Genomic DNA, 13,699 nt, shown 5'->3' with positions numbered 1-13,699 from the left:
AGCCCGCGGCTCCCGCCCAACGACCCAAAGGCGACGGCCCGTACCGAGCATGAGCGCGAGTTCGTCGACACCTTGCATCGCGCATCGCGCATCGGGCGTCGGGCGTCGGGCGTCGGCGCTAGATCGCCCGTTTCACGCCGCCGGCGGTCAGGGATGCTTGACGCGCGCCCAGGTCGCGCAGCATCCCCTGCGCGAGCAGGCTGAGCGTATCGTCGCGCGCGCCCATCACGACGATCCGGTCGCCCGCGCGGGCCGCCTCGACCAGCATCGCCGCCGCCTCGGCCCGGTCGGCGACGTACCGCGCGTCGCGTCCGGCTTCAACCACGCCGCGCACGATGTCCCCGCTCCCGACCTCGCGCGCCACGGTGCCTCCCTGATAGACCGGATCGGGCATCACCAACATGTCCCCGCCGCGCATCTTCTCCGCGAACGTGGCCACCAGCTCGCGGCCCATCACCTTGAGTGGTCCGTAGCCGTGCGGCTGGAACAGCAGCAACAGCCGCCCCGCAAAGGCATGGAGAGTGTCGAGCGTCGCCGCGATCTTGTCCGGATTGTGCCCGAAATCGTCGATCACCGCGACGCCGCCCATCTCGCCGACCAGCTCCATCCGCCGCCTGAGCCCTGTGAACCCGCCGATCGCCTCGGCCGCGTCCGAGAGCGCGACGCCCGCGGCCAACGCCGCGCCGATCGCCGCAAGCGCGTTCGACACGTTGTGTCGACCGGGCACCTTGATCGCGACCGACACCGCCAGGTGGCCCGCTTCCAAGTCGAACCGCACCCCGAACGGTTCCTCGCGCAGGTTCCGGGCGACGAGGTCCGCCGCGCCCTCGACCGAGAAGCTCGTCACCCGCCCTTCCGGCAACGCCGCGCCGAGCGCCGCCGCGTCCGCGTCGTCGGCGTTGACCACCGCCACGCGCGACTTGTCTAGAAACCCGCCGAACAGGAGCCGCAGCTCGTCCAGTCCCTTGTGATCGAGGCTGACATTGTTGAGCACCGCTATCCGGGGCGCGTACAGCGCGATTGATCCGTCGCTCTCGTCCACCTCGCTGACGAACGCCGGCCCCGTGCCGACCAGCGCGCTCGCGAAGGGCGCGTCGTCGCGCACGAAGTTCTTCATCACGGCACCGTTCATCACGGTCGGATCGCGTCCGGTCGCGTGCATGATCCAGCCGATCATCCCAGTCACGGTCGACTTGCCGCTCGTGCCCGCCACGCCGATCGGGAGCGTCGCGGCGTTGAACAGTCCGGCCAACAGTTCGGCCCGCGTCGCGCGCGGGCACCCCAACCGGTTCGCGGCGGCGATGTCGGGTACGCTCTCCTCGACCGCCGCCGACGCGACCACCAACAGGTTCGCATCCGTCACCCCGCTCCCGTCCTGCGGGTACAGGTCGATGCCGAGAGCACGTAGCGCGTCGAACTTGGCGGGTACGCGTCCTTGGTCGAGCGACCGGTCCGACCCCGCCACCGATACACCGCGCGCGCGCAGGATCATCGCCAGCGGCATCATTCCGGACCCGCCGATGCCGACCAGGAAACAAGGATGTTCATTCATCATACCGCGGCCGGTATCGGCGGCGGGGCGGGGGGGCAAGCCGCCGCGCCGCTCGACTTCGCGGCGCTTGGGCGGCACAACCACGTCAAATGAAGATCGCCGTCGTCGCCCCCGCCAAGCCCATAAACCCGCTGGTCGCATCGCGCGTCTCCGCCTTCGCCGCCATCGCCCATCCACACGTCGATCTTCTCATCCATCCGCAATGTTTCGCGAGCGAAGGCCATTTCGCCGGTTCCGATGCGGTCCGCGCCGCCGCGTTCCTGGAGGTCGCGAACGATCCAGGCATCGACGCGGTGTGGTTCGCGCGGGGCGGCTACGGCTCCAATCGCATCCTCGCGCAGGTCATGCCCCGGCTCGGCCCCGCTGCGGGGAACAAGAGCTATGTCGGCTATTCCGACATGGGCTTCCTGCTCGGCGCTCTCTACGCCCGGCGGATCGGCCGCCCGGCGCACGGGCCGATGGCGATCGATATAGGCCGCCAAGGCGGTGACCGTACCGTCGCGCGCTCGCTTGGTTGGATGGTGGCGCGCGACCGGCAGGGGCTTGAGCCGGGTCTCGGTGACCGCCCCGCCGCCGCGTTCAACCTGTCGATCCTAGTCGCGATGATAGGCACGCCCTGGCTGCCCGACCTCACCGATCATGTGCTGCTGATCGAGGAAGTGTCCGAACCCTTGTACCGCGTCGACCGCATGCTTTCCCAGCTCGCCCACGCGACCCAGCTCCAGGGCTTGGCGGGCGTGCGGTTGGGGGGCGTCACGGACATCCAGCCCAACGATCCGCCCTGGGGCGAACCGCTCGATACGAGCATCCGCCGCTGGTGCGCGGAGATGGGCGTTCCGTTCCTGGGCGAGGCGGATGTCGGGCACACCCAGACCAATCGCGTGGTACCCTTCGGCGTGGCGTGATCGCACCGCCCGTCTTGCCTCCGACGATCCACGAGACATAAGGCGCGCAGCACCCGCAAAGCCGAGAAGCGAGACCGATCCCGATGACCGCCATGTTCCGCATCACCTTGCCCGACGGTTCCGTCCGTGAGGTCGCGCCCGGAACCACCCCGGCCGAGGTGGCCGCCGCGATCGGCCCAGGCCTGGCCAAGGCGGCGCTCGCCGCGCGGGTGAACGGGGAGGTGCGCGATCTCGGACGGCCGTTCGATGGCGACACCGACCTGGCGCTCGTCACCGCGCGCGACGAGGCCGACGCGCTCGAGCTCGCGCGTCACGATTTCGCGCATGTCATGGCGGAGGCGGTGCAACACCTGCATCCTGGCACCGAGATCACCTTCGGTCCCGCGACCGAGGACGGCTTCTATTACGATTTCGCGCCCAAGGATCGGCAGTTCACCGAGGAGGACCTGCCCGCGATCGAGGAGGAGATGCGCCGGATCATCGCGCGCGACGAGCCGTTCGTCCGCGAGGTGTGGTCTCGGCGACAGCTGATCGATCGCTGGACGAGTCAGGGCGAACGTTTCAAGGCCGAGTGGGCGGCCGAGCTTCCGGAGGGCGAGGAGCTGACGATCTATCGCCAGGGCGAGTGGCTCGACATGTGCCGGGGGCCGCACATGCCCTCGACCGGTCGCCTCGATCCGCAGGCGTTCAAGCTGACGCGCGTGTCGGGGGCGTATTGGCGCGGCGACCAGAGGAACGCGATGCTGAGCCGTATTTACGGCACGGGCTGGCTGAACCGGAAGCAGCTCGACCAGCACCTGACCCGGCTGGAGGAGGCCGCCAAGCGCGATCATCGCCGTATCGGTCAGGAGATGGCCCTGTTCCACCTCCAGGCCGAGGCGCAGGGGTCGGTGTTTTGGCATCCCAAGGGCTATCTGATCTGGCGCGCGCTGGAGGCCTACATGCGCCGCCGCCTGGATGCGGCGGGATATGACGAGGTGAAGACCCCGCAGCTCATGGATGCGCGCCAGTGGGAGCAGTCGGGTCACTGGGGCAAGTACCGCGAGAACATGTTCGTCGTCCCCGACGAGATCCCGCATGTCGGCGAAGAGGGGGGCGATGAGGAAGGACCGGTGCTGTCGGGCGACGCCGACCTGATGGCGCTGAAACCCATGAACTGCCCCGCGCACGTCCTGATTTTCCGGCAGGGGATCAAATCCTACCGCGACCTGCCCGTCCGCATGGCCGAGTTCGGCTGCTGCCACCGCAATGAGCCGCATGGCGCGCTCCACGGCCTGCTCCGCGTCCGCCAGTTCACGCAGGACGATGCGCATATCTTCGTGCGCGAGGACCAGCTGATCGGCGAGGTCCGCGCCTTCTGCGACCTGCTCGACAGCATCTATCGCGACCTGGGCTTCAACGAATACGCTATCAAGCTCGCGCTTCGGCCGGAGAAGCGCTTCGGCTCGGACGCGATGTGGGACTGGTCGGAGCAGTCGCTGCGCGATGCGGTCGGGGCGGCAGGTCGCGACACGCCCGAGTACGGGTGGGAGGAGCTGCCGGGCGAGGGCGCGTTCTATGCGCCCAAGCTGGAGTTCCACCTCACGGACGCGATCGGGCGCACGTGGCAGGTCGGCACGATCCAGACCGACACCGTCCTCCCCGAGCGCCTGGACGCGAGCTATGTCGGCGAGGACGGGCAGCGCCATCGGCCGGTGATGCTCCACCGGGCGATCCTGGGGACGTTCGAGCGTTTCATCGGCATCCTGATCGAACATCATGCGGGCCGCTTCCCTCTCTGGCTGGCGCCGGTGCAGGCGGTGGTGGCGACGATCGTGTCGGATGCCGACGATCATGCCTGGCGGGTGGCCGAGGAGCTCCGCGCGGCGGGCATCCGCGTCGAGACCGACCTTCGGAACGAGAAGATCAACTACAAGGTGCGCGAGCACAGCCTGGCCAAGGTCCCGAACCTGCTCGTGCTCGGCAAGCGCGAGGCGGAGGAGGGAACGGTCGCGCTTCGCCGTTTGGGTAGCCAGGGGCAGGAGGTCGTCGGCCTGACCGAGATGGTCGAACGATTGCGCAAAGAAGCCGCGCCGCCGGACCTTTCGCGCTGACGGGGAAAGCGTTATATCCGTGGTCCCATAACTCCAGGAGAAACTTCCATACCCCCTCCCACGATGCGCCGGCCGCAGCAGGCGCCACAGATGAACGGACCTCGTTTCAACGAGTTCATCCAGAGTCCCAAGGTTCGGGTGATCGACCATGAGGGCGAGAATCTCGGCGTGATGTACACGCGCGAGGCGATGGCGCAGGCGAACGAACTCGGCCTGGACCTGGTCGAGGTATCGCCCAACGCCGACCCCCCCGTCGCCAAGTTCCTGGACGTCGGCAAGTTCAAGTACGAGGCGCAGAAGAAGGCCAACCTCGCGCGCAAGTCGCAAAAGACGCAGGAGATCAAGGAGATCAAGATGCGTCCGAACATCGACGACCACGATTACGACACCAAGATGAAGAAGGTTCACGAGTTCATCGAGGAGGGCGACAAGGTCAAGGTGACGCTCCGCTTCCGCGGTCGCGAGCTCAGCCACGGCCAGCTAGGCATGGCGGTGCTCCAGCGCGTGGCCGAAGCGACGTCCGAGGTCGCCAAGGTCGAGGCTTATCCCCGCATGGAAGGCCGGCAGATGCTGATGGTGCTCGCGCCGAAGTGAGTCCCGGCGGCGCGGCGCTACCACGCTCGCCGCTCCTTCTTCATGCCGCTTCCAAATGCTCGCCGGCCGCGGCTTCGAGCAGGCGGCGCTCCAGCGCTTGGAGCCGCGCGCCCGCTTCGATGCGGTCGCCGGTCAGGTCGGTGATGTAGAAAGTGTCGACCGCGCGCTCGCCGTACGTGGCGACGTGGGCGGAATGGATCGTGACCTGCGACTCGAACAGCGCGTGGGCGAGCTGGTTGAGGAGCGCGGGGCGGTCGCGGGCGTTGACCTCGACCACGGTGAAGCGGTTCGACGCGCGGTTGTCGATCAACACGTTGGGGGCGATGTAAAAAGCGTCGGCGCGTGCGCGGACGGCGGGCTTGGCCTGGAGCCGGTCGGTCATCCGGCCCCGATTGGCGAGCGCGTCCGCGATCCCGGAGCGTAGGCGGGCGAGCTGGCCCGGCTCGTCGAACGGGCGGCCGAGCGGATCCTGGACAAGGAAGTTGTCGATCGCCGCGCCGTCGCGCGTGGTGTGGATGCGCGCGTCGATGATGTTGCCGCCCGCCAGATGGATCGCGCCCGCGATGCGGTAGAACAGCCCGGGATGGTCGGCGGCGGCGATGGTGACGAGCGTCGCCCCCCGGTCGGGATGGACCTGCGCGTCGATGGCGAGCTCGGTACCCTCCGCGCCCGTCATGAAGCGCGCGTTGTGGAGGAGCACCTCGTCGGGCTCGGCGATCCAGTAGGTCTCGGGCAGGCGGCGGACATGGGCGGCGAAGCGCGGCTCGGCCCAGTCCAGCGTCTCGCGCAACGTCGCCTGCTTGGCGGCGATGCGTTCGGCGCGACCGCGCTGCTTGTGGCCGAGGCGGAGCACCTCCTCGGCCGCCTCGTACAGATCGTCCAGTAGCTGACGCTTCCAGCCGTTCCATATGCCCGGCCCGACCGCGCGGATGTCGATCGTCGTCAGCGCGAGCAGCAGCCGCAAACGCTCGGGGCTCTGGACGGCCTGCGCGAAGTCGAGGATCGTCTTGAAGTCCGACAGGTCGCGCTTGAATGCGGTGTGCGACATCAGCAGGTGGTGGCGCACCAGCCAGGACGCCGTCTCCACCTCGGCGGGGCTCAGGCCGAGCCTGGGGCCGAGCCGGTCGACGACCTCCGCGCCCAGCACCGAGTGATCGCCGCCGCGTCCTTTGGCGATGTCATGGCACAGCACGGCCACGTATAGCGCGCGGCGCGAGACGATCTGCCGGACGACCACGCTGGCGAGCGGGTGATCCTCCTTCAGCTCGCCGTTGTCCAACCGGGAAAGTAGGCCGATCATCCGGATCGTGTGCTCGTCGACGGTGTAATGGTGGTACATGTCGAACTGCATCTGCGCGACGATGCGGCCGAAATCGGGCACGAAGCGGCCGAACACCCCGGCCTCGTTCATCCAGCGCAGCACCAGCTCCGGGTCGCGCCGGGAGGTCAGCAATTCCAGGAACAGCGCGTTTGCGCGCGGATCGTCGCGCTTGTCGTCGACCAGCTTGGCGTCGCGGGCGGCGGCGCGGGTCGCCAGCGGGTGCACCTCGAGCCCGTGCCGGTCGGCGAGCGTGAAGATCTCGATCAGCCGCACCGGATCCTCCACGAAGAAGCCGTCGGTCGGGAGCGCCAGCCGCCCGCGGTCGAGCACGAAGCCGCCCAGCCTGGCCGGTCGCCGGCGGATCGTCGGCAGCTCGAACCAGCGACGCCCACGGCCCGCGAACCGCTCATCGAGATGGGCGAGAAACATGCCCGTCAACGCGCCGACCGACTTCGCCTGGAGAAAGTAATACTGCATGAAGCGTTCCACGGCCGATCGACCAGGACGATCGTGGAACCGCATCCGCGCCGCCACCTCGCGCTGGACGTCGAAGGTCAGCCGATCCTCCGCGCGGCCGGTGATCAGATGCAGGTGGCAGCGCACCGCCCAGAAGAAATCGTCGGCGCGGTTGAAGCGTCGGTACTCGTCCGAAGTGAACAGCCCGGCCCCAACCAGCTCGGCCGCGCGCGGGACGTCGAACACGTACTTGCCGATCCAGAACAGCGCATGGAGGTCGCGCAGGGCTCCCTTGCCCTCCTTCACGTTGGGTTCGACGACGTAGCGCGTGTCGCCCATCTTCAGATGACGGGCGTCGCGCTCGGCGAGTTTGTCCGCGATGAAGGCGCGCGTCCCATTTGCCTGGACATCCGCCTTGAACCGCCCCGCCGCCTCGCCATAGAGTGCTCCGTCGCCGCAAACGTGCCGCGCCTCTAGCAGCGCGGTGCGGACGGTCACGTCGGCCTTGGCCTGGGCGATCATCTCCCCCAGCGATCGGCTGGAGTGACCGATCTTGAGTCCCAAATCCCACAAGGCGTAAAGCATCGACTCAATGACGCGCTCGGTATGAGGGGTGCGCTTGCCGGGCGTCAGGAACGCGATGTCGACGTCCGAATGCGGCGCCATCTCGCCGCGGCCGTAGCCGCCGACGGCGAGCACGGTCAGGCGCTCGCCGGCGGTTGGATTGTGGCTGGGGTACAGGCGCGTGGTGACCGTTTCGTGGAGGACGATGACCAGCTGGTCGACGAGGAACGCCTGCGCGTTCGCCGCCCGCAGCCCGCGCGACGGCCGTTCCGCCAGTCGCCGCGATATCTCCGCACGCCCGGTATCCAGCGCCTCCCTTAACAGCCGCGCGACACCGCGCCGAAGCGTTCCCGCCTCCGCATCGGGCAGCGCCGCGACCGCGTCGGCGAGTGCGCGCCGGTCGCATATCGCGTCCGGATCGGCCAGCGCGGCGAAGCGGTCGGTCACGCCGCGAGCCTGAACAAGTTTAGGAAGTTGAGGCGTCGGGAGGTGTTGGACTTCGCCCGCACCAGCCCGGAGCGGCCCTTCGCGAGTTTGACGACCTTCACACGAGATCGCACATCTCGACGGGTCGGTTCCGGGGCCGGGCGCGTACTCGCAGTCGACAGGTGGGCGGGGCATCGCATCGTGCGACCTGTTTCACAGGGGCAATCCGTAGGACAGCCTTTTTCATCGCATCGGCGGTCCGCGGCCGTGCGTTTCGTCGCAGGTGAAACAAGATGAACGGAGTGCAACGAGCGCGCCCGGCACCTCGTTCAGGCAATCCCCCACTCCGTACGGAGCATCCTTCCATGTTCATGCGAGTCGATAAGTTGCAGGCCGACCTGCCCCCGCCCGAGAAGCAGGATCCAAACGCCGCCGCCGCCTTGCGCGAGCTGCTGGGCGGCAAGTACGGCGAGATGTCGACGTTGGGCAATTATATGTTCCAGTCGTTCAACTTCCGCTCGAAATCCAAGCTGCGGCCCTTCTACAGCCTGGTCGCCTCGATCACCGCGGAAGAGCTTGGGCATGTGGAGCTGGTATCGGCCGGCGTGAACATGTTGGCCAACGGGCCGGACGGCGACGATACGGGCGATGGCGGCGACATCGCGGACACGCCGTTCAAGCAGATGGCCGAGATCCGCGACGCGGCGAGCTTCCTGTCACACGGTGGTGGCGCGACGCCGGCGGACTCGAACGGGCTGTCGTGGAACAAGGACTTCATCACCACGACGGGCAACGTCGTGACGGACCTGCTGCATAATTTCCACCTCGAATGCGGTGCGCGCCTCCATAAGCTGCGCGTGTATGAGACGTTGTCGGATCCGACGGGCCGCGAGGTGTGCGGATACCTGCTGGTGCGCGGGTCGGTCCACGCGCACGCCTATGCGCTGGCGCTGCAGAAGATCACGGGCGTCGACCTGAAGAAGATGCTTCCCACGCCCAACATCGATCTGTCGAAGATTCCCGAATGCCAGAAGTATTTGGACGAGGGATCGCACCGGCGACTCTACACCTGGAGTCCGGAGGACTATAAGGAGATCGCGGGCATCTGGTCGAACGACGAGGTCGCGTTGCCCGGTGATCCCCCGGGCGCGTTGGAGGTGGTCGACGGGCTGCCCGAGGGTGGCAAGATCCAGCAGCTCGCGGGCGTGCCTTGCGCGTTCACGCCCGACTACGCGCCCGAGGAGATGTTCGAGATCGCGAACAAGCTATATCAGAAATCGCGTTGATTTTCGTGACCCTCTCCCGCTTTCGCGGGAGAGGGTCACGCGTTCATTCCCCGCGCGCCGTCGCCTTCAAACGATACAGCGCGTCCAACGCCTCCCTTGGCGTGAGCGCATCCACATCGAGCGCCTCGACCGCCGCGCGCAGGGGGTCGGGAGCGGGTTCGGCAGCGGCGACGGCCGCGAATAGCGGCAGGTCGTCGAGTCCCGCCGCCAGGCCACCCGTCTTCGCACGGCCCGCCTCCAGCTTGGCCAGCACTGACTTGGCGCGCGCGACGGTGGCGGGCGGCATCCCGGCCAGTCGCGCTACAGCCAGGCCGTAGCTGCGGTCGGCGGGACCTTCCGCCAGTTCGTGGAGCAGCACCAGCTCGCCCTTCCACTCGCGCGCGCGGACGTGGCGAAGTGACAGCGCGGGGAGGCGTTCGGCGAGACGCGTCAGTTCGTGATAATGCGTCGCGAACAGGCAGCGGCAGCGATTGTCCTCATGCACCGCCTCCACCACCGCCCAGGCGATCGCGAGCCCGTCATAGGTCGAGGTGCCGCGCCCGACCTCGTCCAGGATCACGAAGCTGTTCGGGGTCGCCTGCGCCAGGATCGCGGCGGTCTCCACCATCTCGACCATGAAGGTCGATCGGCCGCGCGCCAGGTTGTCCGACGCGCCAACGCGGCTGAACAGTCGGTCGACAAGCCCGAGCGTCGCGCTCGTCGCGGGCACGAACGATCCGGCCTGCGCGAGCACCGCAATCAGCGCGTTCTGGCGGAGGAAGGTGGACTTGCCGCCCATGTTCGGCCCCGTGACCAGCCACAGCCGCGACTGCTCCGACAAACGGCAATCGTTGGCGACGAAGCGGTCGCCGCGCTTGGCGAGCGCCGCCTCGACCACCGGATGGCGGCCGCCCTCCACCTCGAAGCACGGATGTTCGACCAGGCGGGGGCGGACCCAGCCGCCCTCCGCCGCGCGCTCCGCCAAGCCGGCGGCGACGTCGAGCCGGGCGAGCGCGTCGGCGGTGTCGGCGATGGCGTCGCGCGTGTGGAGCGCGGCGGCGGTCAGCTCCTCCAGATGCGCGGCCTCGGCGGCGAGGGCGTGGCCGCCGGCCTGCGTCACGCGCATCGCGATCTCGTGGAGTTCGGGCGTATTGAAGCGGACGACGCCCGCCAGCGTCTGGCGGTGGGTGAAGCCGCTATCGGCGCGCATCAGCGGGTCGGCGGCGCGCGCGGGCACCTCCACATGGTATCCCAGCACGCCGTTATGACGGATCTTGAGCGTGGGGGTGTTCGCGCGGGCGCGCAGCTCGCCCTCGAGCGCGGCGATGGCGCGGCGACCGCCCGAGCCTACGTCACGCAGATCGTCGAGCGCGACGTCATAGCCGGGCGCGATATAGCCGCCGTCGCCCGCTTCGATCGGCGGCTGCGGCACCAGCGCGCGCTTGAGCAGGTCGATCAGCGCGCCGTGCCCTCGCAGGCGCGGCGCGAGTTCGGCGAGCAGCGCGGGCGGTTGGTCCAGTCCCGCCAGCCGCTCGCCGAAGTTCCATGCGCCGTCGAGCCCGTCGCGTAGCTGCGCCAGATCGCGTGGGGAGCCCCGACCTGCGGCCAGCCGCCCGAGAGCGCGGCCGAGATCGGGGAGGGCGCGCAAGGTCGCGCGAAGCCGCTCGCGCAGGACAGCGTCGTCATGCAGGTGGGCGACCAAGTCCAGCCGTCGGTCGATCGCGGCACGGTCGTGGAGAGGTGCGCCGATATCCGCGCCCAGCAGCCGCGCGCCGCCGCCGGTCACCGTGCGGTCGACCGCGTCCAGGAGCGAGCCCTTCCGCTCGCCCGCCGCCGTGCAGCACAGCTCCAGGCTCTCGCGCGTCGCGGCGTCGATCGCCATCGTGTCGGACGAGGCGTGGAGGACGGGCGGGCGGAGGAAGGGGAGGGCACCTTTACTGTTATGCTCCAGGTACGCGACGAGCCCGCCCGCCGCCGCCAGTTCGGCGCGGCCGAATTGCCCGAAGCCGTCGAGCGTCGCGACGCCGTGCAGCCGCCGGAGCCGCGCCTCGCCGTTCGCGCTATCGAAATCCACCTTCGGGCGGAGCGTCGTCGCGCATTCCGCGTACCCCGTCGTCTCCGACGCGATCACCTCGGCGGCGGACAGGCGGGCGAGTTCGGCGGGAAGCGAGCCCGCGTCGGCGCGGATCACCTCGAACCGCCCCGTCGAAATGTCGGCGGCGGCGAGCGCCACTTCGCCCCCGACCTCGCCGATCGCGACGCACCAGTTCGCCGCCCGTGCGTCGAGCAGCGCCTCCTCGGTCAGCGTTCCCGCGGTGACGACGCGCACGATCCCGCGCCCGACCAGCGCCTTGGACCCGCCGCGCGCGCGGGCGGCGGCGGGGGTCTCCGTCTGTTCGGCGACGGCGACGCGGTGCCCCGCCTTGATCAGCCGTGCGAGATAGCCGGTCGCGGCATGGACGGGGACGCCGCACATCGGGATCGGCCGGCCGTCATGCTCGCCGCGCGCCGTGAGCGCGATGTCGAGACAGGCCGCGGCGACCCGCGCATCGTCGAAGAACAACTCGAAGAAGTCGCCCATCCGGTAGAAAAGGAGCGCGTCGCCCGCCTCGTCCTTTAGCGCGAGATATTGCGCGATCATCGGGGTGGGGGCGGGAATCGCCTGGGTAACCATTCCCGCCGATTAGAGCCAGCGGCTCCGAAACGAAACCGTCAGTGCTGGTTGAGCATCGCGAAGACCTGGTCGTAATTGCCCTGGCGCTCGGCGTTTCGGAGGAGACCGACGCGCTCGACGCATATCTCATGCGCGTCCGGGTTCGCCTCGATCAGGCTCATGACCTCGTCGATATACGCCTGGAGCGGCATCGAGTTCGGATTTTCCGCATTCCCGGGCAGTAGGTCGGTCGCCACGGCTGGGGGGACGATCTCCACCACCTCGATGGCGGTGTCCGACAGCTGCGCCCGGAGCGACTGCGACCAACTGTGGATCGCCGCCTTGGTCGCGTTGTAGGTCGGCGTCGCGACGAGCGGCACGAAGGCGAGCCCGGACGAGACGGTGACGACCGACGCGCGCCTGATCCTTCAGGTGCGGGAGCAGCGCGGCGGTGAGCCGGATCGGGCCCAACAGGTTGGTCGCGATGATCGCCTCGGCGTCGGCGGCGCCGTACCCGTCCGCCGTCATGTCCTCGGGCATCATGATGCCCGCGTTCTGGATCACCACGTTGAGCGCCGGATGCTCGGCGGCGACGCGCGACGCCAGGGCCGCGATCGACGCGGAGTAGGCCATGTCGACCTGCGCGGTCGCGATCCCCGGATTGGCGCGGGCCACCTCGTCGAGCGGCTCCGCGCGGCGACCCGCGACGATGATGTGGTTACCCTTGGCGTGAAGCGCCTCGGCGAGCCCGCGACCGATGCCCGTGCCGCCGCCGGTGATGAGGATGGTATTGCCGGTGATGTCCATGATCGTCCTCCTTAGTGACTGGACGCGAGATAATCGGGGCGGTTACGAACGGGAAGAAGGTACCGCGAAGTGCACTACTTACCCACAGGAAACCATCAATGGCGACACACGCGCACGACTACCTAGAGGACCTCGATCCGCGCGTCGAAGCCCTGGTCACCGACGTGATCGGCCGCGTCGCCGACAAATGGACGATGATCGTGCTCGAAGTGCTGACTGAACATGGCGAGCTGCGCTTCACCCGGCTGGCCGCCTTGTGCGACGGGATCAGCCAGAAGATGCTGACGCAGACGGTGCGGCTCATGGAGCGCGACGGGCTGGTGGTCCGCACCGTCCATCCGATCGTCCCACCCAAGGTCGAGTATCGGCTGACGCAGCTGGGCGCGGACCTGAGCCAGGCGTTCTGCGGCGTATGGGTGTGGGCGGCGCGCAACGTCGATCGCATCGAGGCGGCGCGCGCCGCCTTCGACGCGCGCGCCGCCGTTCAGCACCGTTCCCAAGGCTGACCGTACCCCCTAAGGCCTGCCGTGCCCGAGGAGCCGCCGTATGTCCGACGAACCCAGTCTGCAATTCTCCGAGCGCGAGGCGCTGCTGTTCCATTCGGAGGGGCGGCCGGGCAAGATCGAGATCGTCGCCTCCAAACCGATGGCGACGCAGCGCGACCTGGCGCTCGCTTACTCGCCCGGCGTCGCGGTGCCGGTCCGCGCGATCCACGCCGATCCGGCCACCGCCTACGACTATACCGCCAAGGGCAACCTGGTCGCGGTGATCTCCAACGGCACCGCGATCCTGGGGCTCGGCAACCTCGGCGCGCTGGCGTCGAAGCCGGTGATGGAGGGCAAGGCGGTGCTGTTCAAGCGCTTCGCCGATGTCGACTCGATCGATCTGGAGGTCGACACGGAGGATGTCGACGCGTTCGTGAACTGCGTGGCGCTGCTGGAGCCGAGTTTCGGCGGCATCAACCTGGAGGACATCAAGGCCCCCGAATGCTTCATCATTGAGCAGGCGTTGCGCGAGCGGATGAACATCCCCGTCTTCCATGACGACCAGCACGGCACCGCGA

The 13,699-nt window shown here is 68.6% G+C and carries 8 protein-coding genes and 2 pseudogenes; 6 read left to right on the top strand and 4 right to left on the bottom strand.

Going from position 1 to position 13,699, the window contains the following annotated elements; genetic code table 11:
- Positions 1-118: 118 nt before the first annotated feature.
- Positions 119-1,555, bottom strand: a complete 1,437-nt coding sequence (locus ACFE71_RS09010; RefSeq protein WP_375428463.1) for a glutamate ligase domain-containing protein — start codon at positions 1,553-1,555, stop codon at positions 119-121.
- An 86-nt stretch (positions 1,556-1,641) separates the two neighbouring features.
- On the opposite strand from ACFE71_RS09010, the gene ACFE71_RS09005 reads away from it, so the two are divergent.
- The 3 genes from ACFE71_RS09005 to infC all read left to right on the top strand — a co-directional run bounded on the left by ACFE71_RS09005 (position 1,642) and on the right by infC (position 5,144).
- Entirely contained in the window at positions 1,642-2,457 is an 816-nt protein-coding gene (locus ACFE71_RS09005; RefSeq protein WP_375428462.1) for an LD-carboxypeptidase, read from the top strand.
- An 83-nt stretch (positions 2,458-2,540) separates the two neighbouring features.
- A complete protein-coding gene (gene thrS, locus ACFE71_RS09000) occupies positions 2,541-4,550 on the top strand; it encodes a threonine--tRNA ligase (protein WP_375428461.1) in 2,010 nt (669 codons plus the stop codon).
- Positions 4,551-4,613: 63 nt separating this feature from the next.
- Positions 4,614-5,144 (top strand): translation initiation factor IF-3, encoded by a 531-nt coding sequence (gene infC, locus ACFE71_RS08995; protein ID WP_375428460.1) that lies wholly within the window; start codon positions 4,614-4,616, stop codon positions 5,142-5,144.
- A 40-nt stretch (positions 5,145-5,184) separates the two neighbouring features.
- Here infC and ACFE71_RS08990 read toward each other — a convergent pair whose 3' ends face one another.
- On the bottom strand, positions 5,185-7,932 hold the full coding sequence (locus tag ACFE71_RS08990) for a [protein-PII] uridylyltransferase (protein WP_375428459.1): 2,748 nt from the start codon (positions 7,930-7,932) through the stop codon (positions 5,185-5,187).
- 344 nt (positions 7,933-8,276) lie between these two features.
- Between ACFE71_RS08990 and ACFE71_RS08985 the strand changes: the two genes are divergently transcribed.
- Positions 8,277-9,197, top strand: a complete 921-nt coding sequence (locus tag ACFE71_RS08985) for a manganese catalase family protein (protein ID WP_375428458.1) — start codon at positions 8,277-8,279, stop codon at positions 9,195-9,197.
- A gap of 43 nt (positions 9,198-9,240) precedes the next feature.
- Here the strand turns inward: ACFE71_RS08985 and mutS are convergent, their stop codons facing one another.
- Entirely contained in the window at positions 9,241-11,817 is a 2,577-nt protein-coding gene (mutS, locus tag ACFE71_RS08980; RefSeq protein ID WP_375428472.1) for a DNA mismatch repair protein MutS, read from the bottom strand.
- A 71-nt stretch (positions 11,818-11,888) separates the two neighbouring features.
- Positions 11,889-12,636: pseudogene (locus tag ACFE71_RS08975) on the bottom strand (SDR family oxidoreductase).
- Between the two features lie 98 nt (positions 12,637-12,734).
- Between ACFE71_RS08975 and ACFE71_RS08970 the strand changes: the two are divergent.
- Together ACFE71_RS08970 and ACFE71_RS08965 are read left to right on the top strand one after the other, a co-directional pair.
- Complete coding sequence (locus tag ACFE71_RS08970; protein ID WP_375428457.1) at positions 12,735-13,142, top strand: winged helix-turn-helix transcriptional regulator; 408 nt, start codon at positions 12,735-12,737, stop codon at positions 13,140-13,142.
- 40 nt (positions 13,143-13,182) lie between these two features.
- Positions 13,183-13,699 (top strand): annotated as a pseudogene (locus ACFE71_RS08965) (NADP-dependent malic enzyme); the annotation flags it as partial.

The sequence above is a fragment of the uncultured Sphingomonas sp. genome (assembly GCF_964237155.1).
Taxonomy (GTDB): Bacteria; Pseudomonadota; Alphaproteobacteria; order Sphingomonadales; family Sphingomonadaceae; genus Sphingomonas.
Note: the sequence above shows the minus strand (reverse complement) of the source record. Positions and strands in the feature narration are given on the sequence as shown.

Bases quoted from the DNA above. Each gene is read 5' to 3' on its own strand.
- infC (WP_375428460.1), top strand. From the start codon at position 4,614: ATGCGCCGGCCGCAGCAGGCGCCACAGATGAACGGACCTCGTTTCAAC.
- ACFE71_RS08985 (WP_375428458.1), top strand. From the start codon at position 8,277: ATGTTCATGCGAGTCGATAAGTTGCAGGCCGACCTGCCCCCGCCCGAG.
- thrS (WP_375428461.1), top strand. From the start codon at position 2,541: ATGACCGCCATGTTCCGCATCACCTTGCCCGACGGTTCCGTCCGTGAG.
- mutS (WP_375428472.1), bottom strand. From the start codon at position 11,817: ATGATCGCGCAATATCTCGCGCTAAAGGACGAGGCGGGCGACGCGCTC.
- ACFE71_RS08970 (WP_375428457.1), top strand. From the start codon at position 12,735: ATGGCGACACACGCGCACGACTACCTAGAGGACCTCGATCCGCGCGTC.
- ACFE71_RS09010 (WP_375428463.1), bottom strand. From the start codon at position 1,555: ATGATGAATGAACATCCTTGTTTCCTGGTCGGCATCGGCGGGTCCGGA.
- ACFE71_RS09005 (WP_375428462.1), top strand. From the start codon at position 1,642: ATGAAGATCGCCGTCGTCGCCCCCGCCAAGCCCATAAACCCGCTGGTC.